General features: G+C 33.7%; 25 protein-coding genes and 1 riboswitch. Of the genes, 7 read left to right on the top strand and 18 right to left on the bottom strand.

Annotation, left to right across the window (positions count from 1 at the left end):
- The first annotated feature begins 233 nt into the window (after window positions 1–233).
- Window positions 234–962: a ZIP family metal transporter gene (locus ACTQ5K_RS02175; protein WP_031536555.1), complete on the top strand. Its 729-nt coding sequence runs from the start codon at window positions 234–236 to the stop codon at window positions 960–962.
- Window positions 963–1,023: 61 nt separating this feature from the next.
- On the opposite strand, the gene ACTQ5K_RS02180 is transcribed toward ACTQ5K_RS02175, so the two are convergent.
- Both ACTQ5K_RS02180 and ACTQ5K_RS02185 read right to left on the bottom strand, forming a co-directional pair.
- Window positions 1,024–1,851 carry a formate/nitrite transporter family protein gene (locus tag ACTQ5K_RS02180; protein WP_031536556.1) on the bottom strand — a complete coding sequence of 276 codons (828 nt, stop codon included), beginning with the start codon at window positions 1,849–1,851 and terminating at the stop codon, window positions 1,024–1,026.
- 172 nt (window positions 1,852–2,023) lie between these two features.
- Entirely contained in the window at window positions 2,024–2,158 is a 135-nt protein-coding gene (locus ACTQ5K_RS02185) for a hypothetical protein (RefSeq protein ID WP_349204560.1), read from the bottom strand.
- 460 nt (window positions 2,159–2,618) lie between these two features.
- Between ACTQ5K_RS02185 and ACTQ5K_RS02190 the strand changes: the two genes are divergently transcribed.
- The gene (locus ACTQ5K_RS02190; protein ID WP_031536557.1) at window positions 2,619–4,238 is read left to right on the top strand and encodes an ABC-F family ATP-binding cassette domain-containing protein; all 1,620 of its coding nucleotides are present in this window, start codon (window positions 2,619–2,621) and stop codon (window positions 4,236–4,238) included.
- 211 nt (window positions 4,239–4,449) lie between these two features.
- Here ACTQ5K_RS02190 and ACTQ5K_RS02195 read toward each other — a convergent pair whose 3' ends face one another.
- Both ACTQ5K_RS02195 and ACTQ5K_RS02200 read right to left on the bottom strand, forming a co-directional pair.
- Window positions 4,450–5,601 carry a D-alanyl-D-alanine carboxypeptidase family protein gene (locus ACTQ5K_RS02195; RefSeq protein WP_251630136.1) on the bottom strand — a complete coding sequence of 384 codons (1,152 nt, stop codon included), beginning with the start codon at window positions 5,599–5,601 and terminating at the stop codon, window positions 4,450–4,452.
- 148 nt (window positions 5,602–5,749) lie between these two features.
- Complete coding sequence (locus ACTQ5K_RS02200) at window positions 5,750–6,703, bottom strand: lysylphosphatidylglycerol synthase domain-containing protein (RefSeq protein ID WP_031536559.1); 954 nt, start codon at window positions 6,701–6,703, stop codon at window positions 5,750–5,752.
- A 485-nt stretch (window positions 6,704–7,188) separates the two neighbouring features.
- Here ACTQ5K_RS02200 and pflB point away from each other — a divergent pair, with 485 nt between their 5' ends.
- Window positions 7,189–9,432, top strand: coding sequence for a formate C-acetyltransferase (pflB, locus tag ACTQ5K_RS02205; RefSeq protein ID WP_031536560.1), 2,244 nt, complete (start codon window positions 7,189–7,191; stop codon window positions 9,430–9,432).
- 97 nt (window positions 9,433–9,529) lie between these two features.
- Entirely contained in the window at window positions 9,530–10,261 is a 732-nt protein-coding gene (gene pflA, locus ACTQ5K_RS02210; RefSeq protein WP_031536561.1) for a pyruvate formate-lyase-activating protein, read from the top strand.
- Window positions 10,262–10,327: 66 nt separating this feature from the next.
- Here the strand turns inward: pflA and ACTQ5K_RS02215 are convergent, their stop codons facing one another.
- From ACTQ5K_RS02215 to ACTQ5K_RS02230, 4 genes are all read right to left on the bottom strand, one after another.
- Window positions 10,328–10,480 (bottom strand): hypothetical protein, encoded by a 153-nt coding sequence (locus ACTQ5K_RS02215; RefSeq protein WP_155986767.1) that lies wholly within the window; start codon window positions 10,478–10,480, stop codon window positions 10,328–10,330.
- A gap of 190 nt (window positions 10,481–10,670) precedes the next feature.
- Window positions 10,671–11,495, bottom strand: a complete 825-nt coding sequence (gene nadE / locus ACTQ5K_RS02220) for an ammonia-dependent NAD(+) synthetase (RefSeq protein ID WP_031538740.1) — start codon at window positions 11,493–11,495, stop codon at window positions 10,671–10,673.
- 12 nt (window positions 11,496–11,507) lie between these two features.
- Window positions 11,508–12,968, bottom strand: coding sequence for a nicotinate phosphoribosyltransferase (locus ACTQ5K_RS02225; protein ID WP_031538738.1), 1,461 nt, complete (start codon window positions 12,966–12,968; stop codon window positions 11,508–11,510).
- 27 nt (window positions 12,969–12,995) lie between these two features.
- Window positions 12,996–13,535 carry a cysteine hydrolase family protein gene (locus tag ACTQ5K_RS02230; RefSeq protein WP_031538736.1) on the bottom strand — a complete coding sequence of 180 codons (540 nt, stop codon included), beginning with the start codon at window positions 13,533–13,535 and terminating at the stop codon, window positions 12,996–12,998.
- 430 nt (window positions 13,536–13,965) lie between these two features.
- Here ACTQ5K_RS02230 and ACTQ5K_RS02235 point away from each other — a divergent pair, with 430 nt between their 5' ends.
- Both ACTQ5K_RS02235 and yidC read left to right on the top strand, forming a co-directional pair.
- Complete coding sequence (locus tag ACTQ5K_RS02235; protein WP_031538735.1) at window positions 13,966–14,262, top strand: hypothetical protein; 297 nt, start codon at window positions 13,966–13,968, stop codon at window positions 14,260–14,262.
- 29 nt (window positions 14,263–14,291) lie between these two features.
- Window positions 14,292–15,080 (top strand): membrane protein insertase YidC, encoded by a 789-nt coding sequence (gene yidC / locus ACTQ5K_RS02240; protein WP_031538734.1) that lies wholly within the window; start codon window positions 14,292–14,294, stop codon window positions 15,078–15,080.
- A 77-nt stretch (window positions 15,081–15,157) separates the two neighbouring features.
- Here yidC and ACTQ5K_RS02245 read toward each other — a convergent pair whose 3' ends face one another.
- From ACTQ5K_RS02245 to ACTQ5K_RS02290, 10 genes are all read right to left on the bottom strand, one after another.
- Complete coding sequence (locus tag ACTQ5K_RS02245; protein ID WP_441993481.1) at window positions 15,158–15,520, bottom strand: fluoride efflux transporter FluC; 363 nt, start codon at window positions 15,518–15,520, stop codon at window positions 15,158–15,160.
- Window positions 15,513–15,893, bottom strand: coding sequence for a fluoride efflux transporter FluC (locus ACTQ5K_RS02250; RefSeq protein ID WP_031538730.1), 381 nt, complete (start codon window positions 15,891–15,893; stop codon window positions 15,513–15,515). The genes ACTQ5K_RS02245 and ACTQ5K_RS02250 overlap by 8 nt, the downstream gene beginning before the upstream one ends.
- Before the next feature lie 167 nt (window positions 15,894–16,060).
- The gene (locus ACTQ5K_RS02255) at window positions 16,061–16,264 is read right to left on the bottom strand and encodes a DUF6501 family protein (protein ID WP_031538728.1); all 204 of its coding nucleotides are present in this window, start codon (window positions 16,262–16,264) and stop codon (window positions 16,061–16,063) included.
- A 71-nt stretch (window positions 16,265–16,335) separates the two neighbouring features.
- On the bottom strand, window positions 16,336–16,536 hold the full coding sequence (locus ACTQ5K_RS02260; RefSeq protein ID WP_031538726.1) for a hypothetical protein: 201 nt from the start codon (window positions 16,534–16,536) through the stop codon (window positions 16,336–16,338).
- A 79-nt stretch (window positions 16,537–16,615) separates the two neighbouring features.
- Entirely contained in the window at window positions 16,616–17,029 is a 414-nt protein-coding gene (locus ACTQ5K_RS02265; RefSeq protein ID WP_441993484.1) for a gamma-glutamylcyclotransferase family protein, read from the bottom strand.
- Window positions 17,030–17,135: 106 nt separating this feature from the next.
- On the bottom strand, window positions 17,136–18,398 hold the full coding sequence (gene odhB / locus ACTQ5K_RS02270) for a 2-oxoglutarate dehydrogenase complex dihydrolipoyllysine-residue succinyltransferase (protein ID WP_441993486.1): 1,263 nt from the start codon (window positions 18,396–18,398) through the stop codon (window positions 17,136–17,138).
- 19 nt (window positions 18,399–18,417) lie between these two features.
- On the bottom strand, window positions 18,418–21,240 hold the full coding sequence (gene sucA / locus ACTQ5K_RS02275; RefSeq protein ID WP_441993488.1) for a 2-oxoglutarate dehydrogenase E1 component: 2,823 nt from the start codon (window positions 21,238–21,240) through the stop codon (window positions 18,418–18,420).
- A 299-nt stretch (window positions 21,241–21,539) separates the two neighbouring features.
- Entirely contained in the window at window positions 21,540–22,931 is a 1,392-nt protein-coding gene (locus ACTQ5K_RS02280; RefSeq protein ID WP_441993490.1) for a HAMP domain-containing sensor histidine kinase, read from the bottom strand.
- Window positions 22,928–23,611 carry a response regulator transcription factor gene (locus ACTQ5K_RS02285; RefSeq protein ID WP_441993691.1) on the bottom strand — a complete coding sequence of 228 codons (684 nt, stop codon included), beginning with the start codon at window positions 23,609–23,611 and terminating at the stop codon, window positions 22,928–22,930. The genes ACTQ5K_RS02280 and ACTQ5K_RS02285 overlap by 4 nt, the downstream gene beginning before the upstream one ends.
- Window positions 23,612–23,764: 153 nt before the next feature.
- Window positions 23,765–23,887 carry a hypothetical protein gene (locus ACTQ5K_RS02290; RefSeq protein ID WP_441993492.1) on the bottom strand — a complete coding sequence of 41 codons (123 nt, stop codon included), beginning with the start codon at window positions 23,885–23,887 and terminating at the stop codon, window positions 23,765–23,767.
- Window positions 23,888–24,268: 381 nt separating this feature from the next.
- Here ACTQ5K_RS02290 and ACTQ5K_RS02295 point away from each other — a divergent pair, with 381 nt between their 5' ends.
- Entirely contained in the window at window positions 24,269–24,451 is a 183-nt protein-coding gene (locus ACTQ5K_RS02295) for an H-type small acid-soluble spore protein (protein WP_031538716.1), read from the top strand.
- A 114-nt stretch (window positions 24,452–24,565) separates the two neighbouring features.
- A riboswitch (SAM riboswitch) is annotated at window positions 24,566–24,681 on the top strand.
- Window positions 24,682–24,741 lie beyond the last annotated feature (60 nt).

Raw genomic sequence — 24,741 nt, forward strand, 5'->3', positions numbered from 1 at the left:
CCCTTTCCTAGACACCCAAATCAACACTTCGAACAAATCTATTTGAATACGAAGGTGATCATCTACCTTGAGAAGTTGAAAAGTCATTTACACAAAAATATTGACAGTACCACTAAAAAAGGTTATGTATGAAAAGAAAAGCTTACATATTCCAAAAAAAAACGCAAATAATTTAAAAATAATTTCTTAAGTAGCAGAATGAAAAATAAGTAAAGTAAAAAGGAGTTTTTAATATGTTAGAAGCAGCCATGTGGGGGGCAATTGCTAGCTCTTCATTGCTTGCAGGTTCTGTCATAGGATTATTTCTTTCCATTCCAAAAAGAATTATTGCCTATTTTATGGCTTTAGGAACAGGTATTTTAATAGGTGCCTCTTCTTTTGAACTTTTAATTGAAGCTGTAAATAAAAGTGGTATGTTTACTACTGCTATCGCTTTTTTAGCAGGAGCATGTTTATTTACCATTATTGAAATTTTCCTTTATCGAAAAGGCGGATCTAATCGAAAACGATCACATAAAAATCCAGAGGGACATTCAGGTTTAGCGATTTTTGTCGGTACTTTAATGGATGCTATTCCAGAATCCATGATTATCGGTCTTAGCTTGTTATATACACAAAAAGTGGATCTCCTATTTTTAATAGCAATTTTCATCAGTAACTTTCCAGAATCTTTATCTTCCACAGTAGGATTAAAAAAAGATCAATATTCACATAAAAAAATATTAATGCTTTGGAGTAGTGTGATTGTCATTTCTGCTATTAGTAGCTCAGTTGGGTATTTATTTTTAGAAAATGCTTCCCCTACTATGCTTTCAAGCATTCAGTCATTTGGGGCTGGTGGATTAATTGCGATGGTTTGCTCAACTATGTTGCCAGAAGCATTTGAGCAAGGAGGACCTACCGTAGGATTTGTTGCATGTGTAGGATTAATTTTTTCATTAAGCATGAGTCATATTGGATAGCGGCTGCCGAAAAACATGCTATGTTTTTCGGCAGTTTTACTAGAGGTAAATATAATTAGTATTACTTTGCAATAGATCTTGATGTAGTTACATGTAAAGCAGGATCTTTTGCTTTTCCTTTTTTCTTAGGAAAAATATATAAGTTTAGTGCACCTACAAAGAATGCCCCTCCAACAATATTACCAATCGTAACTGGGATGAGATTGTGCAATGCATTTGCAACGGTAATTGTTTCTGGATGAGGAACAATTAGAGAAATGGCGAAAAGAGCCATATTTGCAACACTATGCTCATAACCTGAAATCATAAAGGAAAATACAATTAATAATGTTGCAATTATTTTCCCGACATCTCCTTTAATATTCATTGGTATCCAAATAGCTAAACAAACTAACCAGTTACAAAGGATTCCTCTAATAAACAATTCTAGTGTTGTAGCACTCATTTTTGAATTGGCTACATCCATAAGCCAAGTTGTTTTGGGAGCTAAGCTAAATAATCCAGAATAATAGATTAATAAAGCAAAAAATAGCGCGCCAACTAAATTACCAAAATACGTAGTAACCCAATTATAAATGGTATCCTTCCAACTTGTTGCTCCAGACAAGGTGCTCATTGCAAAAGCCATGGTGTTGCCAGTAAATAATTCACCTCCACCATAGGAAATAAGTACAAGAGCCATACCAAAAAATAAACTAGTCATCATGTATGTTGCAGGTGAATGAACATCAAAAAAGGGTTGTGCTAAACGATAACATAGCATTAAAGCAAATCCGATATATATTCCTGCTAAAATTGCTTTTACAAAATAACGGAAAAAGGAATCATCAATTGTTTCTTTCTTTTTCATCGCATAGTTGATCGCTTTATCGATAGGGTGTATATCCATTGTAAAACCTTCCTTTCTGTATATAATAATTATACAAAAGGGAAAATGAATTACATTGTGAAAATATGAACATTTCTTAACAATTCATTTATTCCAAAAAGGCACACCCAATACTTTCAATATGATATGTACTTTTTGACCACATCCACTTACACAGCATAAGTTATCTTGATTAGTGTGTCGTGGTTGTTAATTTATTCTTCTGTTGAATGGCTACAGAAAACTGAGATCTTGGCTTTGTAAAGCTAATTTTGATACCGGATTTTTTCATTTTATTTACCAATTCAACTAGCTGTTTTTTAGCCATAGTAACTACTCCTTTACTTCTTATAATAGTTTTAGTGTACTAGAAATTTATGAAGAAATTATGAACAAATCATAAATAAATTTAGACATTATTCTTGTTATTTTAAAAATTTCTTAACCAAGATAATACGTTCTATATTATACATTCTATCCTTGGAAAGAAAACCCTTTATTTTTTGATTATTTTTTACCCTATCCACCTATTATGATAAACATGTTTCCTTTTTTCCATCAGACATATTACATATTTTTATATAAGAAATTCCTATACCGAACCTGGAAACTCTAAAACCAATTGCAATTAGACGCACTTCCTCTAAGAATATATTATTCCCTACTGTTATTTAAATAGATAGAATAGAACGAAAGAACAATTTGATATGTAAGCTTATGAAAATAATTCGCGCTTCTATTCTAAAAATGATATAATTTGAAGGATATTGTAGTTTGGAGGATTTTAAATGATAACAGTTACGAATGTAGGTCTTCGATATGGTGATCGTAAATTATTTGAAGATGTTAATATTAAATTTACACCAGGAAATTGCTATGGATTAATTGGAGCAAATGGTGCTGGAAAGTCCACTTTCCTAAAAATTCTTTCTGGTGAGCTAGAAGCACAATCTGGAAATGTTTCTTTAGGTCCTGGTGAAAGACTTGCTGTTTTAAAGCAGAACCACTTTGAATACGAAGAACATGAAGTGCTTAAAGTAGTAATTATGGGTCATGCAAGATTGTATGAAGTTATGCAGGAAAAAGATGCTATTTATATGAAAGAAAATTTCACAGATGAAGATGGTATGAAAGCAGCTGAGCTAGAAGGAGAATTCGCAGAACTTAATGGTTGGGAAGCCGAATCTGAGGCTGCCATTCTTTTAAAAGGTCTAGGAATTGGTGAAGAACTTCATTCTAAGACAATGGCTGAATTAAACGGTTCCGATAAAGTGAAGGTCTTACTTGCACAAGCTCTTTTCGGTGAACCAGATGTTCTTCTACTAGATGAGCCTACTAACCATCTTGATATAAATGCGATTAAGTGGTTAGAAGAATTTTTAATTAACTTTGAAAATACGGTAATTGTTGTGTCCCATGACAGACATTTCTTAAACAAAGTTTGTACCCATATTGCCGATTTAGATTTCAGCAGAATTCAAATTTATGTTGGTAACTATGATTTCTGGTATGAATCTAGTCAATTAGCAGCTAGAATGGCAAATGATGCAAACAAAAAGAAAGAAGAAAAGATCAAAGAGCTTCAAAACTTTATTGCTCGTTTTAGTGCAAATGCTTCTAAATCGAAACAGGCAACTTCTAGAAAGAAATTACTTGATAAAATTTCGTTAGATGACATTAAGCCATCTTCTAGAAAATATCCATATGTCGCCTTTACACCAGAGCGTGAAATCGGCAATGACTTATTAAGAGTTGAAAACTTATCAAAAACAATTGATGGAGTAAAAGTACTTGATAATGTAAGCTTTATTATGAATAAAGATGATAAAATTGCGCTCGTTGGTCCAAATGAAATTGCTAAAACCACTCTTTTCCGTATTTTAGCAGGCGAATTGGAGCCAGATAGCGGCACTTATAAATGGGGAGTTACCACTTCTCAAAGCTATTTCCCTGCTGAAAACTCAGAGTACTTTAGCAATGATGATGCTACACTTGTGGATTGGCTCCGTCAATATTCTCCAAATGACCAAACAGAAAGCTTCTTAAGAGGATTTTTAGGTCGTATGTTATTTTCAGGTGAAGAAGTGTTGAAAAAGCCTAGTGTTTTATCAGGTGGAGAAAAAGTTCGTTGTATGTTATCTAAAATGATGCTAAGTGGAGCAAATGTACTTCTTTTAGATGAGCCCACAAACCACTTAGATTTAGAATCTATCACAGCTTTAAATAATGGTTTAATTAATTTTAAAGGTTCGTTGATCTTCACTTCTCATGACCACCAATTTGTATCTACAATCGCTAATCGTATTTTGGAAATTACGCCTAGTGGACTTGTTGATAAGCAAATGAATTATGATGAGTATTTAGAAGATGCCGATTTACAAAAAAATATAGCTGCTATGTATAAGTAATAAAAAAAACCGGGATTCCCGGTTTTTTTCTTATCCTCTAAAAGAATGTGAAATGCTCTTCTCTAATTTAGCTATTTACAAATGCCCTTGTTTCCCATACTGGTTATCTACTTTATATAAATACTCAGGTGATATAGACACTCGAAGCGCCGAATAGGATACGAGCGATTACATATTATATTTGCTATTTAGTTTATTCTGCCTATCGAGGTTACCGTCTAATTGCTCTTCTCTTCATATAAAAAAGAAAGAATAACGCTAACGGAATAATAAAGACGATTCCGGGAAATGAAGATTTCTTCTCTTCTCTTACAGCTTCTTCAGGAATATCTTCTTTAAATGTTTCCTCTGCTGGCAACACTTTTGCTAATTGTATCGATTGTAGAATATCGCCTTTGTCATTTTCAATCATTAATACACCACTTGAGGATACTTCTTCTTCCCCATTTGTCCGAGCAACTGTAATTTTCTCCTCTTTCGTTGTTTCATAAGTTGTCCCATTTACAAAAAAAGATTTTCCAGCAGGAATCACTTTATGTGTATATTGATTAAAACCAAAATCAAATAAATCCTCCGTATCATTATATACATCCCGCTTATAATTCCCTTTTAATACAATAGCTACTAGTTGTAGCTCTCCATTATCTGCTGTTGTTGCCAATGTTTGTTTCGACTCATTAACAAATCCGGTTTTTCCACCAGTAACCTTATCATATGGTCTAGACCCATTTACCATTTGATGATGACTAACTAAGGTCGTGTCCCAAGATAATCCATCCCACTTTAATTCATTTGTTCCAAATATCTCTCTAAACGTTTCATTTCGCATTGCATATTGCGTAATTAATGCTAAATCGTTAGCCGTTGTATAATGCTCTTTATGAAAAAGACCATTGGGATTTTTGAAGTTTGTGGAATGAACATTTACTTCTTCTTTTAAAAACTGATTTATATTCTTTTCAAAATTACTAATTGAACCATCAAGATATTCTGCAATAGCTACTGCTGCGTCATTTCCAGAATTAATTAACATTCCATCAAGCAAATGTCTTAATGTTACTTGTTCCCCTTTTTCTAAATAAACTCTTGTCCCTTCTGTTGAATATGCGTTGTCACTAACTGTAATGACATCATCCATATTACCTTTTTCTATTGCATAAATTGCTGTTGCTATTTTGGTTAAACTCGCAGGATACATTCTCTTATATCCATTCTTTTCATATAATACTGCTCCCGTATCACTATCTAATAAGAATGCCGCCTCGCTTACTAGTTCTGGTTCCCCATTTTCTTTTGCTTGACTTATTGTAGGAAGACATACTAGTAGTAATACGAAACAGATCGTGCTGATTGTTTCTCTCATTTTCCCCCACCTATTATTTTTCTGTGTTTAAATACCATGACTATTGTACCAAATAAATTTAAATAATAAAGAACATCTATCATTTTGTCACAAAGTTGAAATCCTTTTGTATTTTAAACAATAAATATTGATCTATACGTAAAGGGTACTACTCACTTGTTAAGCCCCTTAGAATAGCTGTTGCATTTTTCTTGATCTTTTTACTGACTTCCATTAAGAGAAGGAATACTGCCATTAAAAATGGTAGGAGATAATAGCCGACACGATACAAAAATAGGACAATTAGCATCTGTTCTGACTCTACACCTAATGATTCAATCCCCCATAAAAATATTAATTCAAAAGAGCCCATTCCCCCTGGAATCATACTGATAATGCCTGTACAGGCAGCAACTAAAAATAACAAGAAGAAATCCCCGACAGAGACAGGAAGCGCAATTAGTTTTGCAATTAAAAATAAATAGGAAAACAAGAAAATCCATTCCATGAGCGACACACATATTAAACCAAGGATTTGTTCTCTTTCAAAAACAAAGTTATGTAATTTTACCTTCTGATAACTAACGACCAAAACAGGAAATATTAAGCCTACAACAATAATGCTAGCAAATATCCAAATATGTTCATCTATTAAATTTAATCTTTTACTATATAAGATAGCAATCCATGCCAAAATACTAATCCCTGTTAAATAAAATAAAGTTACAACAGCAATCCCTTTTAATAATTTCTTACGATCCGTTTCATATTGCTTGTAAAAAAAGTTTCGTAAAGCGATACCTATTAGTCCACCAAAACCAACTAAGTTAGAAATTGAATTGCTTATAAAAGAATATTTCCCTAATTCTACAAAGGGAATATCCTTCTTTAAATGCTTTGCAAGATAAAAATCGTAAAAAAACATTGGTAAGGTTGCCATGAACCCCCCTATCACAATATAAAACAAGCTCTGAATAGGGATTATCTGCAAGTATCCATATATAAGGTGTATATCTGTTGAAACAATCATATTCTTTATTTCTCGCACAACGATGATAAATAGGACAATTGGTAAGAGTATCTTAGCCATATTAATCCAGATTTTTTTCATACCGTTTGACATATTTACCACCTCTTACATGATGTTTGAATAATTCTATCCATTCTGACCTAGGATTAATCATATATTAAAAATATTAGTAAAGAAAAGGAAATTTTTAAAACTACTTTCTTTCTATCAATCGTTTATTTCTTATCAATAGTATGGTCAAAATGTAAATCACTATTCTATTAAAAGGAAAACTTCTCCTCTTCTCCAATTTTTACTGTATAAATTTTATACACCTTCACACTATTGTATAACAGTTTGATAAAATAACCAAAAAATTATATAACAGTTGTTTTCGATTTTTTTTACAACCCCTCCTTAACCATCTTTGCTTTTTCGTCTTAATCCCTTGATATTATTGATGTTCACATTTATGCCACAGAATATTCGCAAGATGTACACATTTATTGTGATAGTTATCACATAAAATCTGTTATAGTTAAAACAGAAAGAAAAAAGCTTTCTGTTATATATTTTTATTAAATCATGAGGTGATTATAATGGAAAAAGTAGAAACAACTAATTATTGGGAAGGCTTTAAAAAAGGTTCTTGGCAAAAAGAAGTAAATGTTCGTGACTTCATCTTAAAAAACTTTAAGCCGTATTTCGGAGATTCTACATTCTTATCTGGTCCAACATTAGAAACTACACAATTATGGGAACAAGTAATGGAATTAAGTAAATTAGAAAGAGAAAGAGGCGGTGTTTACGATTTAGATACTGATATCGTATCAACGATTACTTCTCACGGTCCTGGTTACTTAGATAAAGCAAAGGAAAAAGTTGTTGGTGTTCAGACAGATGAGCCTTTCAAACGTTCTTTCCAACCAAACGGTGGTATTAGAATGGCAGTTCAAGCTTGTGAATCTTATGGCTATAAAGCAGACGAAGAATTAGAAAAATTCTTTACCGAACACCGCAAAACTCACAATGCTGGAGTATTTGATGCCTATACTGATGAAATGAGATTAGCAAGAAAAGCTGCAATCATTACTGGTCTTCCAGATGCTTATGGCCGCGGAAGAATTATTGGTGACTATCGCCGTGTTGCACTATACGGAGTAGACTTCTTAATCAACGAAAAACAAAAAGATAAAAAAGCTACAAGCTCCGTTATGACAGAAGAAACTATCCGATTAAGAGAAGAACTTTCTGAACAAATTCGTGCATTAAACGAATTAAAAGAATTGGGAGCAAGCTACGGATTTGATTTATCAAAACCAGCAGCAAATGCTCAAGAAGCTTTCCAATGGGTATATCTTGGCTACCTTGCTGCAATTAAAGAACAAAACGGTGCAGCAATGAGCTTAGGACGTGTATCTACATTCTTAGATATTTATGTAGAAAGAGATTTGGAGAATGGCACCTTAACAGAAAAAGAAGCTCAAGAAATTGTCGATCACTTTATTATGAAGCTTCGTCTTGTAAAATTTGCTCGTACTCCTGACTATAACGAATTATTTAGTGGTGACCCAACATGGGTAACAGAATCTATTGGTGGTATGGCTAATGACGGAAGACCTTTAGTAACAAAGAACTCATTCCGCTTCCTTCATACATTAGACAATCTAGGACCTGCTCCAGAGCCAAACTTAACAGTTCTTTGGTCCACTCAGTTACCTGAAAACTTTAAAAAATTCTGTTCTCAAATGTCTATTCAAACGAGCGCTATCCAATATGAGAACGATGATATCATGAAACCTCAATGGGGAGATGATTACGGTATTGCGTGCTGTGTTTCCGCAATGGCAATCGGTAAGCAAATGCAGTTCTTCGGTGCACGTGCTAACCTTGCGAAATGTTTATTATATGCAATCAATGGTGGTAAAGACGAGAAATTTAAAATCCAAGTTGGTCCTAAATTTGCGCCAATAACTTCTGAATATCTAGACTACAAAGAAGTAAGTGAAAAATTCGATAATATGATGGAATGGTTAGCTGGACTATATATTAACACATTAAACGTTATCCATTATATGCATGACAAATACAGCTATGAAAGAATAGAAATGGCTCTTCACGACACAGAAATCCTTCGTACAATGGCTACAGGTATTGCAGGATTAAGCGTTGTAGCAGACTCATTAAGTGCAATTAAATATGCGAAAGTAAAAGTTATCAGAGACGAAAATGGTCTTGCTGTTGATTTTGAAACAGAAGGCGATTTCCCTAAATACGGAAACAATGATGATGCGGTTGATAGCATTGCGGTTGGTATTGTTGAAAGCTTTATGAAAAAATTACGTAAACATCAAACATATCGTAATTCTATGCATACTATGTCTATCTTAACAATCACTTCAAACGTTGTGTATGGTAAGAAAACTGGTAATACTCCAGATGGACGACGTGCAGGTGAACCATTTGCTCCAGGAGCTAACCCAATGCATGGACGTGATACAAAAGGAACTTTAGCTTCTCTATCTTCTGTAGCTAAATTACCTTACGATTACTCATTAGACGGAATTTCAAACACATTCTCTATTGTGCCGAAAGCATTAGGTAAAGAAGATGATATCCGTGTAAATAACTTAGTATCTATCCTTGATGGCTATGCAACAAAAGCGGGTCACCACTTAAATGTTAACGTATTTAACAGAGAAACATTATTAGATGCTATGGAACACCCAGAATTGTATCCACAATTAACTATCCGTGTATCTGGATATGCAGTAAACTTTATTAAATTAACACGTGAGCAACAACAAGACGTTATTAGTCGTACTTTCCACGAATCTATGTAATGTAAGTTTGGTCGAGGGATTATTCTTAATCCCTCTTCCCTACCTCTTACAGTATTACTTCGAAATTCCGTGGGTCTATTATAAGGAGGAATTAATCATGAACGGCAATATACATTCAATTGAAACATTTGGAACGGTAGATGGTCCTGGTATTCGCTATGTTGTGTTTACACAAGGCTGCTTACTTCGCTGCCAATTTTGTCATAACGCAGACACTTGGGAAATTGGTACTGGGAAACAAATGTCAGTTATGGACATTATGAATGATTTAAAAACATACCTTCCTTTTATCGAACCTTCTGGTGGAGGTATTACTGTAAGTGGCGGGGAGCCATTACTACAAATTCCATTTTTAATCGAGATATTTAAAGAATGTAAAAAACTCGGTATTCACACAACCATTGACTCTTCTGGCGGTTGCTATTCTAAAGCTCCCTTATTTCAAGAACAGTTAGACGAATTAATGAAATATACCGATTTAGTTTTACTCGATTTAAAACATATCGACCGTAGAAAACATATTAAACTAACAGGAATGGGCAATGATCATATATTAGATTTCGCTAAATATTTATCAAACAAAAAAATACCTATCTGGGTAAGACATGTATTAGTACCAACGATTAATGATACGGAAGAAGACCTAACAAGATTAAGTGATTTTATTGCCACATTAGAAAACGTAGAAAAAATCGATATTCTTCCTTACCACAAATTAGGTGTCTATAAATGGGAAACACTAGGACTAGAATATCCTCTACAAGGAATTGAACCACCTACCCAAGAATCTGTTGAGTTCGCTACTACTATTCTGAATAGAAGCATGTAGATAAAGCTTAAATAAAAGAGGCATGGTTTCACAGCATGAAACCATACCTCTTTATTATTCCTCTAATTAAACATCTCTGTTTGCATATGGAGGATAGGGCGGAAATGGTGGCTGCGGTCGGTTACCATGGTGTTTTTTTCCTATCTTAAATTCATATTCAAAGGATACAGGAATATTTAAAAAAACAAAATCAACATCAAAACCAAAAATTTTAAACATTTATTTCCCTCCTTTTGATTTTTTCGTACAATATATTATCATATTTACATATTTTGTACTTTCATTATAGAATATGCTAAATTTAAGGACATGCTTGTGCAAAGTTCTTATTTTGATAAAGAAATAATAGGATAATTAGCTTTTTATAAAAAAAGGAACCGAATAAATATTCGACTCCTCGTTTTTTCTATTATGCTTTCCACCATTCGTCAAACATAGAAACTGGAACTTGTCGTTTATGCTCTGTTACTAAATAGCGTGCTTCTATTTTTTCAGCAACGTCTGAACTAACTTCTTTTCCTTCTAAATAATCATCTAGTTGATCGTAAGTTATTCCAAGCTCTGTTTCATCAGCTTGTCCCGGTTTATTGTCTAATAAATCAGCTGTTGGAACTTTTAGATAAATTGCTTCTTCTGCATTTAATTCTTTTAATAGTTGCTTCCCTTGTCTTTTAGACAAGCCTGTTAAAGGTAGAATATCAGCACCACCATCACCATATTTTGTAAAGAAGCCTGTAACAGCTTCAGCTGCATGGTCCGTACCAATAACAAGTAGATTCTCCTGGCCGCCAATTGCATATTGAGCAATCATACGCATTCTAGCCTTTACATTTCCTTTATGATAATCGGATAATGATGTTTCACTCATTCCATCAAATACTTCTTTTACACCATCGACCGGCGTTTTTACATTAAATACATATTCTTTGTCCGCTTTGATAAATTCTAATGCACGTATCGCATCTACTTCATCTGCCTGAACTCCATATGGTAGTCTTACCGCAATAAAGGTTGCGTCATATCCTTCCTCACGTAATTGTTCCACTGCAAGTTGTGCTAATCTCCCAGCTAATGATGAATCTTGACCACCACTTATTCCTAAGACAAAGCCTTTCGCTTTCGCTTTTTTTGCATAATCCTTTAAAAACTGGACTCTTTTTTCAATTTCCTCTTTCGCATTAATTTCAGGTTGGACATTTAAATCCTTCATAATTTTTTGTTGTAAGCTACTCATGATTTTTCCTCCTTATTTTCGATTTTGAATAGTTACCTTTACTTTTTCTAAAAGATTCATTTTATTTTCCCAACATAATGGGCTTAAATCTACAGGGTATTCTTCTGGATTTAAAGAACGCTTATATTCATCCCATAGTATTTCTAAGCTTTGCTGTGAATACTTTTGAATCGCAAAGATATCAGGCGTATCATATACTAATTTTCCATTTATAAATATATCTTGGTGAATATCTACAGCTGTAAAATTCGTAACGAATTTACTGATATACGTATGGGTTGGATGGAACATCTTTAAACGCTCTTCCGTTTCTGGATGTTCCGATTCTAAACAAATATAATCCCCTTCTGACTTCCCATTTATATCGTTTATAATTCGATATACCCTTTTTAGCCCAGGTGTAGTCACTTTTTCTGGGTTGCCACTAATTTTTATCGTATCTTGCATCGTACCATCCTCGTCTTCTATCGAAACAAGTTTATAAACACCACCAAGAGCTGGTTGATCATATGCAGTAATTAATTTCGTGCCAATTCCCCAAATATCTATTTTTGCACCTTGTGCTTTTAAGTTAATGATTGTATATTCATCAAGATCATTACTTGCAACTATTTTTGCATCTGTAAAACCTGCTTCATCGAGCATTTTCCTTGCTTCTTTCGATAAGTAAGCAAGGTCTCCACTGTCTAAGCGAACACCGCGAAAATTAATGCTTTCTCCTAATTCTTTCGCCACTTTAATTGCAGTTGGCACACCAGAACGCAAAGTATCATAGGTGTCTACTAAAAACACACAGTCCTTATGTCTTCTTGCGTATTTGTGAAAAGCAATATACTCTTCATGATATGCCTGAATCATGGAATGGGCATGTGTTCCAGAAATAGGTATTCCAAATAGCTTCCCTGCTCTAACATTCGAAGTGGAACTAAAACCGCCAATAAAGGCAGCGCGTGTACCCCAGAGGGCTGCATCTAACTCATGGGCACGTCTGCTTCCAAACTCCATTGCTATTTCATCACCAATCACATTTTTAATTCTTGAAGCTTTAGTCGCAATCAATGTTTGGTAATTCACAATATTTAAAATAGCTGTTTCTACGATTTGTGCTTGCGCAAGAGGTGCTTCTATTCTCATTAATGGTTCATTTGCAAAAACAACTTCGCCTTCTTTAACTGAACGCAAGCTGCCAGTAAACTGTAAATCCTTTAAATAAGCAAGAAAATCCTCTTTAAACCCTTCTTGTCTTAAATAGTCAATATCATTTTCTGAAAAATGGAGACTCTCTAAATACTGAATAACTCTCTCCAGTCCTGCAAATACGGCATAGCCATTATGAAATGGTAATTTTCTAAAATAAACTTCAAAGACAGCATTCTTTTCTGCAATACCATCTTCCCAGTATGTTTCTGCCATATTAATTTGGTATAAATCGGTATGTAACATTAAACTGTCATCTTCATAATTAAAACTCATTATAATCCTCCTGCTACCCTTAAACGACTAAAGGATCCTTGCTCCTAGTACATTTTTAAAGTGCTCCAATGCCCACTGATGGCCAATTTCATTAAATGTTGCTACGGCATTTTCATATATATGGATATTATACCCATGATTATAAGCATCAACAGCAGTATGCAATACACAAATATCTGTACAAACGCCAACTAGATAGATATCTTTTATTGACCTTTCTTGCAATTTAATATGTAAGTCTGTGCCAGCAAAAGCACTGTATCTAGTCTTATCGATCCAATAAACATTGGTTAACTCTTTATTATTTTCATATGTTTTTTGAAGTGCTCCATACAACTCTCTTCCCTTGGTTCCAGCTATATTATGAGGTGGGAAAAGCTTAGATTCTGGATGATAATTATCATTTAATGTATGCAAATCAATGGCAAACACCGTATAATCTCCATTTTCGATAAAACGCTCTGTTATACTCACAATTTCTTTTTCTATCGCAATGCCAGGTATCCCACATGGTAAATTGCCCTCTACAAAGTCAAAAGTATAATCAATATTAATTAGAGCTTTCATTAAATCCCCCTTCATCTTCCACTTATGATAATAAAATAAGATGATTTCGCAAATTTTGTTTTATCTGAACAAATGGGAGTATATCTTATAATTGCTGATAGTTGATGCACTATTTAATAGTTACATCTATTACATCAAGTTCAGTAATAAACGAATTTATGAAACATCCGCGGTTTTATTTAAACTATCCTTTATTATACCATTCATTTTATTTTTTCCTATTGTAAATACTCAATTCTTCTGATTTTATTGAAAGGAAATCCTCCGCTTTTTATAAAATGGTAAATAATCACATTGTTTTTGTGTTACTAATAAATTGTCATAAATATTTCATAATCTCTTTAAAATTCTACTATAGTCCCAGTTGCAAATTGCTTTTCAACGGTGATTTCGATATAATTTTATTGTTCACTAATAATGAGGTGTATAAATGATTGATTTATTATTAGACTTTACATTTTTTCCTAGTTATCAAACGGTTTACTATACATTTTTAGTAGGTCTAGTACTGAAATACTTATGGGATTGGAATATAAAGACTACCATCCAACAGGAATTCTTTGCGACAGAACAGAAATTGTCGCTAGATGTTTCAATCACAACAATAAATATGAATGTTCAAAAATATAATACTCCTATTTTGCACTGGATTGTTAAAAATATCCGTAAAAGAATAGAGAGTTCTCATGATGATCCTGAAAAACCTAATTTCTCCATTGTTATCTAATATTTAACTAACAATTTGGAGGAATTACATTGAAAAAATTATCTAAAAACACTTTATTAATTATGCTGTTAAGTTTTTCAACTATTTTACTGAGTGCATGTTCATCTTCAACAACAGGAAATAATGATGGGTTTTTCCATAAAGTATTTGTAGAACCTTTCATAGCGATTATTCATGGGACTGCTGATGTCTTTGCTGGAAGCTATGGTCTTGCGATTATTCTTATCACATTAGTGATCCGCTTAGTCCTTATGCCATTAATGCTAAAGCAATATAAAAACCAACAGCATATGAAAGGAAAAATGGAACTTATTAAACCTGAAATGGATGCTATCCAGAAAAAAATCAAAAGCACAAAAGATCAAAAAGAGCAGCAAAAACTACAAATGGAAATGATGGATTTATACAAGAAGAATAATATTAATCCCTTAAATATCGGTTGTTTGCCTATGCTGATTCAAATGCCAATTTTAATGGGTTTCTATTATGCAATCCGCGGTTCTCATGAAATAGCTAGCCATTCTTTCTTATGGTTTAATTTAGGTCAATCTGACCTTATTTTAACTGCATTAGCAGGAATTGTTTATTATCTGCAGTTTAGAGTTTCTCAAAGTACTATGACACAAGAACAAAAAAAGCAAATGCGCATAATGGGATTACTATCTCCTGTCATGATCGTTATGGTTTCTTTAAATGCACCTGCAGCTTTACCGCTCTATTGGACTGTCGGCGGTATCTTTCTAACCTTTCAATCCTTGTTAGGGAGAAAGCTATATCCTCCACAACCCATTAACGCAAAAGTAGTTACAGAGAAATAATGATAAAGGACAAATTTTACTGAAAGCTATTCTAGTAAAATTTGTCCTTTTTCTTTCTTCCTATTTGAAAGACTTATTTATAAGATTAAAGCAAGTTTCCAACCTGCTAGACAAAATAAAATCCCTCCAAAAAAGGTTCCTAAAGAATAAAGGAAAAAAGCTCCATTTTTCTTTTCTCTCATTAATGTTACAGCTTCAACTGCTAATGTTGAAAAGGTTGTATATGCTCCCAAAAAACCAACTGCCATAATAAAATATATACTTGTATATACCTTCAATCCCACTAGTAATCCTAATAGGAACGATCCACTAATATTTACAATCATTGTTGGAATAGGGATACTTGACTGTATTCTTTTTTTCAATTCATTAATAAGTGCAAATCGACTGATGGCACCAAGAAATGCCCCCAACCCGACTAATAGAAGGTTATTAAGCATTTGATCGACTCCACTTTCTTTCTCCCAATTTTAATCCTATAACTGCAAACATAAATCCGAATACAGCACTACCAGCTACGTAAAATGTTGCAAGTAAATAATTCCCTACAGCTACTAACTGTACAGCATCCATGCTAAGTGTGGATAAAGTTGTAAAAGAACCAATCATTCCTGTTCCAATCGCTGTTGCATATACTGATTTAATCTTTTGTTTTTTGATAATTGCACTGGTGAACCATCCTAAAACAAAAGAACCAATAGTATTTATCACCATTGTCTGAAATGGAAATTCATACGGAAAAGGAACTTGGCCAACTACATATCTTAATATACTTCCAATTACTCCACCAAGCCCAACATAAAAATAACTCATGATTTATTCATCCTCTTGACTATTATATAAATTATAAAAAGGGTTGTAATGAAAAACAAAAAAGATGTCTCTAAAATGATATTCGTTATGTTTAAGGAGAGGGATTCTATTAGCGAATTGGTCCTCCTATTCATAACTGAATTGCTCATTTAAGACATCTAATCTTCTTATATTGTTTGAAAGTAATCCTTGTAAAATCCGCCGACTTTACCGGTATTATCAACTACAAAGTAAAATTCCTCTGTTTCGTTTTTCACTTCATATTCTTTTCCAACAGTTAACACTCTATTAACAATGTATTTGCTTGCATCGGTATGTATACATTTTACTCTTTTAATGGTTTGTTTATTTTCCCAATTTTGATGTATCATTTCTTTGCTCCTTTCATTCTAGTACTATCCTAGTATAAAGGGAAACCGATACATAGTGCAACATGTTCTCCTTATGAAACTAAATTCTCTTTTTCCTTTACCATCCACTTAATCTTATTTCTTTCAAAAGTAAACCATTTTCCTGTATATGCTTGTAGAAAAGTCACATAGCAAACGCCATTTATCCAATCTAAGCGTTTGAAATCCATTGCATAATAGGATGTATGATCATACTTGATAACATATAAATTATTATGTTCTTGAATATACATATTATGACCTTCTTTCTATGATGTCGATAGTAATCTATACCACAGAAGGAGTGTCCATTAAACCAAAAGAGTTATTATGTTAGAAACATTTTTTTGACTGTTTGTTTCTATATGCTCGCCAACTTCCCTCTGTTATTTCTTGTTGCAGCATTTCTTCTTGATTACAGACATATACAAATGCTTGCCAAGTTTCATTGTCCCTATATACTGTCACTTCTTTCCGTACATAGAGATTATCCTTTCCTTCAGGCTCATAATCTTCAAATGCATCAAGTATAGATACTTCTTCTACTGGGACTTCGTATAATTCTCCAAATACTTTTTTATGATTATCTATGATTAAAAAAGGATATTCTAAGCTAGCATCATATAATCTCCCGTAAATCCAAACGTCTTCAGCAACACATGTATAATTTGTCATCATAAAATAATTCACTTCATTCTTTAACAAGGAGCCATATACAAAAACTAGTACGGTGTCATTGTCTTTCATAATCTACTCCTTTCTTTTTAAAAGTTTAGAGGAAAAATTATTCAAGTATAAAAAGAATACAGGTGGTTTCCATGTGAAAACCACCTGTATCTATTTAAATCATTACTTATGCTTCAAATAATAAAGATTCTGGATCCTCTAGTAATGCTTTAATTCTAGCTAGGAAGGTAACGGCTTCTTTCCCATCGATAATTCGATGATCGTAGGAAAGCGCAAGATACATCATTGGACGATTTTCCATTCTTTCTGCATCAATTGCGACAGGGCGTAATTGAATTTTATGCATTCCGAGTATTCCAACCTGTGGCCCATTAAGAATTGGAGTAGATAACAAGGAGCCGAACACACCACCGTTAGTAATGGTAAATGTACCACCTTGCAAATCGCTCAAGGAAAGTTTATTATTTCTAGCTTTACTAGCAAAACCTAAAATTTCCCCTTCAATTTCTGCGAAGTTTTTTCGGTCCGCATCTCTTAATACAGGTACAACAAGTCCTTCGTCTGTTGAAACGGCAATACCAATATCATAATATTTTTTCAATACGATTTGATCGCCTTGAATTTCTGCATTTAGTAGCGGCGCTTTCTTTAAAGCAGCTACGACAGCTTTTGTAAAGAAAGACATAAATCCGAGCTTCACATCATTCTCTTTTTGGAACGTATCTTTCCGACGATTTCTAAGTGCCATAATATTTGTCATATCTACTTCATTAAAAGTAGTCAGCATTGCTGTATTTTGTTTTACTTCTAATAGGCGATTAGCAATAGTTTGTCTTCTTCTTGTCATTCTAACTCTTTCTACTCGGTTATCCATTTCAGCGGCAGGAGTGGATGTAGCTGCTTTAGGAGCTTGTGATGGCTGAGCTGCTGGAACTTCAACTTGCTTTTGCTCAAATGCTGCTACATCTTGTGCTCTAACTCTTCCTAACGGATCATTTGTTTTTACAGCAGCTAAATCAATTCCTCGCTCACGTGCCAATTTGCGAGCTGCTGGAGAAGCAATCGGAAGTTGTTTCGTACCCGATAAATCTTCTTGTACCTTAGGCTGTTCTGCTTGTGGAGCTTCTGTTATTTCCTCTGCAACTTGCTTTTCTTCTACTACTTCTACTGCTTTTGGTTGTTCAGCTGCTGCCCCTTGTGCATTTACAATCGCAATTGTTTCCCCAACTTGGACAGTGTCTCCTTCACTTGCTTTTAATTCTTGAATAATGCCACTTTCTTCCGAAATAATTTCCACATTTACTTTATCTGTTTCTAGTTCAACAATAAAATCTCCCTTTTCTACGTACTCCCCTGTTTTCTTCAACCATTGTGCTACTGTTCCCTCTGTAATGGATTCAGCTAATTCTGGTACCTTAATCTCTGCCATTTTATTTTTCCCCCTCAATTCATTCCATTGTCAATGCTTCATTTACAATTCTTGCTTGATCTTTACGATGAACATTTGGATCCCCTTCAGCAGGACTTGATCTTCTTCTTCTACCAACATATTGCAAGGAAACAGAATTTGGAATCAGCTTTCTAATTCTTGGTTCCATAAAGCTCCATGCCCCCATATTTTTTGGTTCCTCTTGCACCCATACAATTTCTTTTAAATGAGGAAAACGCTGAATAATTTCTGCTAGTCTTTCTTCCGGGAATGGGTAAATTTCTTCTACTCTTGCAAGATGAATGGCATTCGCGTTTTCAAGATTCTGATATGCTTTATATAAATCAATGGAAACTTTCCCTGTTGACAGAACTAATCGAGTAACAGCTTTTTGATTTTCCAATCCATCCTCTACTTCCAAAATAGATTGGAAAGCTCCATCACTGAATTCTAAACTATTTGAAGCAACATCTGGATTACGCAACAAGCTTTTTGGTGTCATAATAACTAGTGGGCGAACTTCTTCTTTTTTTAGAATAGCTGCCTGTCTTCTTAAAATATGAAAATATTGAGCTGATGATGATAAATTTGCCACTGTCCAGTTGTTTTCTGCTGCTAAAATTAGGAATCTTTCTAGTCTTGCACTGGAATGCTCTGGACCCTGCCCTTCATATCCATGTGGCAAAAGCATAACTAGACCAGATTTTTGTCCCCATTTCGCTCTGCCTGCTGCAATAAATTGGTCAAACATTACTTGAGCTGCATTTGCAAAGTCACCAAATTGTGCTTCCCATAACACAAGCGTTTCTGGTGCATGAACATTGTAACCGTACTCAAATCCTAAGACGGAACCTTCTGACAATGGACTATTATGAACAGCGAAAGATGCCTTTGCAGTTGATAAGGTGTGTAATGGTGAATACTGTTCTCCTGTCTGATAGTCATGTAGGATGATATTACGATGAGCGAAAGTACCACGTTCCGAATCTTGACCAGATAAACGTATAGGTGTACCATCCTCCAAAATCGTAGCAAATGCTAATGTTTCTGCTAAAGACCAATCAATTTTGCCATTTCCCTCTAACGCATCATTTCTTCTTTTTAAAACTTTCCCTAATTTATCAAAAATTTGAAATGGAGGAGGATAAGAAAGCAATTCATTATTAATATGTTTCAGTTGTTCAATCGAAACAGCTGTGTTTATTTGTGGTAATTGTCGTTCCACTGAATTAGGTGGATTTGTAATGATTGGATCCTCATGCTGTTTCGGCACTCGTTCATGTGCTTCTTTTAATTTTCCAATCACTTCATCCTTGATAGCTTGAACTTCCGTTTCTTGCATAATATTTTCTGTGACTAGTTTTTCACCATACAGCTTTGTAATAGTAGGATGTTCATGGATTAACTTGTACATTAATGGATTTGTTGTCATTGGTTCATCCATTTCATTATGCCCGTATCTTCTATAGCCAATTAAATCGATTAAGAAATCCTTTTTAAATTTTGCTCTATATTCACATGCGAGCTTCGCAGCTTTAATACAAGCCTCTGGATCATCTGCATTGACATGAATAATCGGTATTTCGAACCCTTTTGCTAAATCACTTGCATAGCGAGTAGATCTAGAATCACTCGATTCGGTCGTAAAGCCAATGGTATTATTGGCAATGATATGAATGGTACCTCCAGTTCGATATCCCTTTAATCCTGTAAGATTTAATGTCTCAGAAACAATCCCTTGCCCTGGAAATGCTGCATCCCCATGAATTAAGATAGCTAAAGATTTGTTTGAATCTTCTTCTGGAAATCCTGGTTTCGTTCTATCATCCTGTGAAGCACGTGTGAAGCCCTCTACAACTGCACCAACAAACTCGAGATGACTCGGATTATTAGCAAGTGTTAAACGGACATTCGACACATTATTCGCTTTAATTTGGCGATCTAAGCCTAAATGATACTTAACATCTCCTGTCCATCCAAAACTGATTCCGATGGATCCTTCAGAAGGAACTAATTGCTTATTTGGAGCATGCTGAAATTCAGAAAAAATCATTTCATATGGCTTTTCTAAAACATGTGCCAAAACATTTAATCGACCTCTGTGTGCCATTCCTATATTAATATTTTGTGCTCCATTGATCACTGATTCCGAAATAATCTCATCAATCAACGGTACCATTACATCAAGACCTTCAATAGAAAATCTTTTTTGCCCGACATACGTTCTATGTAAAAAACTCTCAAATTCCTCTACTTCAATTACTCTTTTTAGTAATTTCTTTTTTAATTCCTTATGACAAGCAGGCTTTAGACTTCCAGACTCCACTTTTGCCTGCAGCCAATTCTTTTCTTTAATATCATTAACATGATAGTATTCAAACGCAATCGTCTTCATATAAATATCTTTTAAATACTGAACAGCCTCAAAACCATTAACTACATGCTTTGGTGCGTCTGGACAAATTAAAGAGGCTGGAATTTTCACTAAATCTTCTTTTGTAAGATTAAAGCGCGATAGTTCAAATAAATCATATTCTCTTTTATGGTCCTTTAAAGGGTAGATATTTGCGGCTAAATGTCCATAAGCCCTTATCTTATTTACTAATGTAACCGCTGCAATAATTTTCTCAACTTGAACCTCGGATTGTAATGATAAATGATTTGTGCTAGTTTGTTCTTGATGATCAATCGGGGGACCCCATTGATCGAAGTGCTTTTTCATTTCTTCATCAACTGAATTCGGATCTTGAACATATTGCTCATAAAGCTCCATTACAAGCCCTAAATTTGGCCCGTAAAACTTTGGTTGGTATGAGACTGTACCACCAGATGGCTTCACCATGAAAATTTCCCTCCACCACTTTTAATATCATTTTTATCTTCCCTTTGTTATTGCACAATACACCTTTTATTAAAAAAACTTTTTTAAAACGTTTACATTACTATTCTATCATGGTTTAATTACAGCTTCAAAAGTTTTACACATTTTTATAGTAAAAAAATTAAAAATATTTTTTACCGCCCCTATCTTGGCAAAAAAAACAATCTTACTAGTAATCTTATGCGACTTTCATCATTACATGACAAAGGAAAAAAGGAAGTTCAAACCACGTATTTTACACGGTAGAACTTCCTTTTCTTCTATATATGAAATCGAACGATGACTTTTGTCCCTTGTCCAACTTTACTTTTAATCGTTATCGTCCCTTTATACAATTCTACAATTTTCTTAGCAATAGCCAATCCAAGACCTGTTCCGCCCTGCTCTCTGCTTCGGGCTTTATCTACACGATAAAACCGATCAAATACTTTATCAATGTCTTCTTTCGGGATACCAATTCCTTGATCACTAATCTCTAGAACAAAATGGTGGTCTGTTTCATACGTATGAAGAAAAATATTTTTTTCTTGAAAAGAATATTTCACCGCATTATCCATTAAAATTGTAATGATTTGCTGTAAATGCTGTTCAGACACCTTATAAAGATGAAGGGAATCAAGCTTCATTTGAAAGGTAAAATCCTGATGGAGCATTGCAAAATCACGGATTGTGTGTTCTAAAACCAACTTTACTCTTTCCGGCGTTAAATCGGATTCTCCTCTATTTTGTTCTAATCTCGATAAGTCTAATAAGCTGATGATCAATTTTTTTAATCTAGTTACTTCCTCGGTAGATGCCTCAAGGGACTCTTCTAAAATGTCCTTATTATTTTTTCCCCATCTATTTAGCATAGAAAGATGTCCCTCTAGCACAGAAACAGGTGTTCTCAGCTCATGGGAAGCGTCTTCAATAAATTGTTTTTGTTGCTGAAAGGACTGTTCAATCACATCCATCATCTCATTAAAAATAATCGTTAAATCGGATATTTCATCTTTTTGACGATAAACAGGCATTCTTTCTTTAAAGCCAGTATTCTTAATTTTTTTCATGGTTTTTGTCATGGAGTTGACAGGTCTTAATAATAAATAGGAAATAAAGTACCCAATAAGTCCACTTATTAATAACGCAGCAATTGTAAACAACATCATGGCAAAACGTAAATGTTCACGAACCTTATCTAATGATTGCAGAGATCTTATGATTTCAACTCTTCCTTTAAAAGATGGCATCTTTAATTCCTTACTGTATACTATTGAGTTCTGCTCACCAATAGAAATATAATGAAATTGCTCATCATTGTATATCTGATTAGGTTCAATGATGGGGAAATCACCATTCATATCAGAAAGGATGGCATGTCCATCATCATCCAATACACGAATAAGCTGATTGTTATTATTTAATTTCTCCAATAAAGCAATATTATCTGTCAGTTCTTCTTCTGTAAAATCTCTTTCCTTTATATTCAGCTGTTGGACGACTTGCTCCATCGCTTGCTTCATATCTGTTTCTTCCTGATTTAATAACCAAGAAGAAACAGTATGGAACTCAAAAAAAGAAAAAATAGAATAAGTTAAAAAAATGCTAACAGATAATGCTAGTGTTAATTTCCACTTCCAAGGTAAAAGAGACACTTTTTTTATAAATTTCATCTCATCACATATCCTATTCCTCTGACCGTTTCTATATATACTTCTTGTCCAGATGGATCAAGCTTATTTCTTAAATATCTTACATATACATCAATCACATTTGTTTCTACTTCTGATTCATATCCCCATATCTTTTCTAATAATTTATCTCTAGATAAAACGATATTTATATTGGTCATAAACATATAAAGTAAATCATACTCTCTTCTCGTTAAGGATAGAAGTGCTTCGCCTTTTTTGGCAATATGCGACTCCACCTCAAGCGTAATGTCTTTGTATGTTAGCTTTGTCACTACTTTATTGGAAGAATTACTTTGTGGATCAATTCTGCGAAACAACGCACGGAGTCTTGCAAGTAGCTCTTCAATAGCAAATGGTTTAATTAAATAATCGTCTGCGCCACTATCTAATCCAGATACTCTATCTAGAACACTATCTCGTGCAGTTATCATTAATATAGGGGTGTTTTTTGTTTGGCGGAGTCTTCTGCATACCTCAATTCCATTTAATTCTGGCAGCATAAGATCTAATAAAATGATATCCCAATCTTCCTCTAATGCCTTTTGAAGACCGCTTCTACCATCTGAACAAACCTCTGTTTTGTAACCTTCATACGTTAATTCTAATTCAATAAATCTCGAAAGATTTTTTTCGTCTTCAATTATCAAAATTTTTTTCATCATACCACGCTCTCTATATGTACATAGGTATCGTTATAAGCGTAATGTTGAAATTTAGGAGAAAAAAATTTCAACAAAACAGCTTTAACTTACCTAAAGATATCGTTATTTTATCATGTTAGAAGCTTGATATACAAAAATTGTTTACGACATTTAATTTTCTTTTGAAAACATAGAATCCATAATTGCGTGCGCTATTTCAACAAATTGAAAGCCAAATAAAGATGCAGCAGTTATGGAACTAAATACGATCATTGTAATGCGAAGAAAATTCATGTTTCATCTCTCCTTTTAATGAAATTTTTGCTTAATGCAATAAGGATATTTCCTATTTACCCATTGCAATGGGATAATTAAGCAACTATATTACTTCTGTTGATAATATAAACATATTTTTCAATGTGCTTAAGTGAATAAAATAAATGGTATACCTCTTTTTGTAAAAAGGCATGAAAGAAACATTAAAATTTGATGAGAAGAAAAAATCGGGCATAAAATTTTAGAAATTTAGCCATTATAAAGAAAGTATTATTCGTTCTTTAGAATAATTTGGAAAAAATAGCATAAGAAAATAGGTTTTTTTTAAACTCGTATGTCTATTGTTTTAATTTATTATTTAAGATGAAAGTATTATTAGGAAGTTTAGGAGGTTTCACAATGAATATTGGACGTGCGATCGAAATTATGAATGCGGCGGATATTGTGGATGTTAGTTATCAGGGAGAAAAGATAATCATTCAAAACGTTGATGAGAAAACGAAAAAAGCAAGAATATATACGAAAGCCAATCCTGATTATGAATTAGATGTAGATGTATATCAGCTTATTGAAGAAATATAACTTTATTTTCCGCTTATTTAAAATAAGAAGAATAAAGATTCTTTTCAGAAATAAAAAATAATTGTTGCTAACTTTTAAAATATATAGTAAATTAAGAAACAATTACATAAGTAATTCTTATCAAGAGAGGTAGAGGGAATGGCCCGAAGAAACCTCAGCAACCTTCAGTACCCTACAAAATACTGAAAAGGTGCTAATTCCATCAAGCATAATGGCTTGAAAGATAAGAAGAAGGACCAATAAATAATCAAAGTCTTCTTCTTATAAACGAAGGAGACTTTTTTTATGGA

Origin of the sequence: Niallia sp. Sow4_A1 (assembly GCF_052116745.1) — a bacterium.
Lineage (GTDB): Bacteria > Bacillota > Bacilli > Bacillales > Cytobacillaceae > Niallia > Niallia hominis.

Excerpts from the sequence above, each read along its gene's own strand:
- pflA (WP_031536561.1), top strand. The coding sequence starts at position 9,530 with ATGAACGGCAATATACATTCAATTGAAACATTTGGAACGGTAGATGGT.
- ACTQ5K_RS02290 (WP_441993492.1), bottom strand. The coding sequence starts at position 23,887 with ATGAATTTTCTTCGCATTACAATGATCGTATTTAGTTCCATAACTGCT.
- ACTQ5K_RS02180 (WP_031536556.1), bottom strand. The coding sequence starts at position 1,851 with ATGGATATACACCCTATCGATAAAGCGATCAACTATGCGATGAAAAAG.
- ACTQ5K_RS02255 (WP_031538728.1), bottom strand. The coding sequence starts at position 16,264 with ATGATACATCAAAATTGGGAAAATAAACAAACCATTAAAAGAGTAAAA.
- ACTQ5K_RS02265 (WP_441993484.1), bottom strand. The coding sequence starts at position 17,029 with ATGAAAGACAATGACACCGTACTAGTTTTTGTATATGGCTCCTTGTTA.
- ACTQ5K_RS02260 (WP_031538726.1), bottom strand. The coding sequence starts at position 16,536 with ATGTATATTCAAGAACATAATAATTTATATGTTATCAAGTATGATCAT.
- ACTQ5K_RS02225 (WP_031538738.1), bottom strand. The coding sequence starts at position 12,968 with ATGAGTTTTAATTATGAAGATGACAGTTTAATGTTACATACCGATTTA.
- sucA (WP_441993488.1), bottom strand. The coding sequence starts at position 21,240 with ATGGTGAAGCCATCTGGTGGTACAGTCTCATACCAACCAAAGTTTTAC.
- nadE (WP_031538740.1), bottom strand. The coding sequence starts at position 11,495 with ATGAGTAGCTTACAACAAAAAATTATGAAGGATTTAAATGTCCAACCT.
- ACTQ5K_RS02195 (WP_251630136.1), bottom strand. The coding sequence starts at position 5,601 with ATGAGAGAAACAATCAGCACGATCTGTTTCGTATTACTACTAGTATGT.
- pflB (WP_031536560.1), top strand. The coding sequence starts at position 7,189 with ATGGAAAAAGTAGAAACAACTAATTATTGGGAAGGCTTTAAAAAAGGT.
- ACTQ5K_RS02200 (WP_031536559.1), bottom strand. The coding sequence starts at position 6,703 with ATGTCAAACGGTATGAAAAAAATCTGGATTAATATGGCTAAGATACTC.
- ACTQ5K_RS02185 (WP_349204560.1), bottom strand. The coding sequence starts at position 2,158 with ATGGCTAAAAAACAGCTAGTTGAATTGGTAAATAAAATGAAAAAATCC.
- ACTQ5K_RS02250 (WP_031538730.1), bottom strand. The coding sequence starts at position 15,893 with ATGAGTTATTTTTATGTTGGGCTTGGTGGAGTAATTGGAAGTATATTA.
- ACTQ5K_RS02295 (WP_031538716.1), top strand. The coding sequence starts at position 24,269 with ATGAATATTGGACGTGCGATCGAAATTATGAATGCGGCGGATATTGTG.
- ACTQ5K_RS02175 (WP_031536555.1), top strand. The coding sequence starts at position 234 with ATGTTAGAAGCAGCCATGTGGGGGGCAATTGCTAGCTCTTCATTGCTT.
- ACTQ5K_RS02285 (WP_441993691.1), bottom strand. The coding sequence starts at position 23,611 with ATGAAAAAAATTTTGATAATTGAAGACGAAAAAAATCTTTCGAGATTT.
- ACTQ5K_RS02190 (WP_031536557.1), top strand. The coding sequence starts at position 2,619 with ATGATAACAGTTACGAATGTAGGTCTTCGATATGGTGATCGTAAATTA.
- ACTQ5K_RS02215 (WP_155986767.1), bottom strand. The coding sequence starts at position 10,480 with ATGTTTAAAATTTTTGGTTTTGATGTTGATTTTGTTTTTTTAAATATT.
- ACTQ5K_RS02235 (WP_031538735.1), top strand. The coding sequence starts at position 13,966 with ATGATTGATTTATTATTAGACTTTACATTTTTTCCTAGTTATCAAACG.
- odhB (WP_441993486.1), bottom strand. The coding sequence starts at position 18,398 with ATGGCAGAGATTAAGGTACCAGAATTAGCTGAATCCATTACAGAGGGA.
- ACTQ5K_RS02230 (WP_031538736.1), bottom strand. The coding sequence starts at position 13,535 with ATGAAAGCTCTAATTAATATTGATTATACTTTTGACTTTGTAGAGGGC.
- ACTQ5K_RS02280 (WP_441993490.1), bottom strand. The coding sequence starts at position 22,931 with ATGAAATTTATAAAAAAAGTGTCTCTTTTACCTTGGAAGTGGAAATTA.
- ACTQ5K_RS02245 (WP_441993481.1), bottom strand. The coding sequence starts at position 15,520 with ATGCTTAATAACCTTCTATTAGTCGGGTTGGGGGCATTTCTTGGTGCC.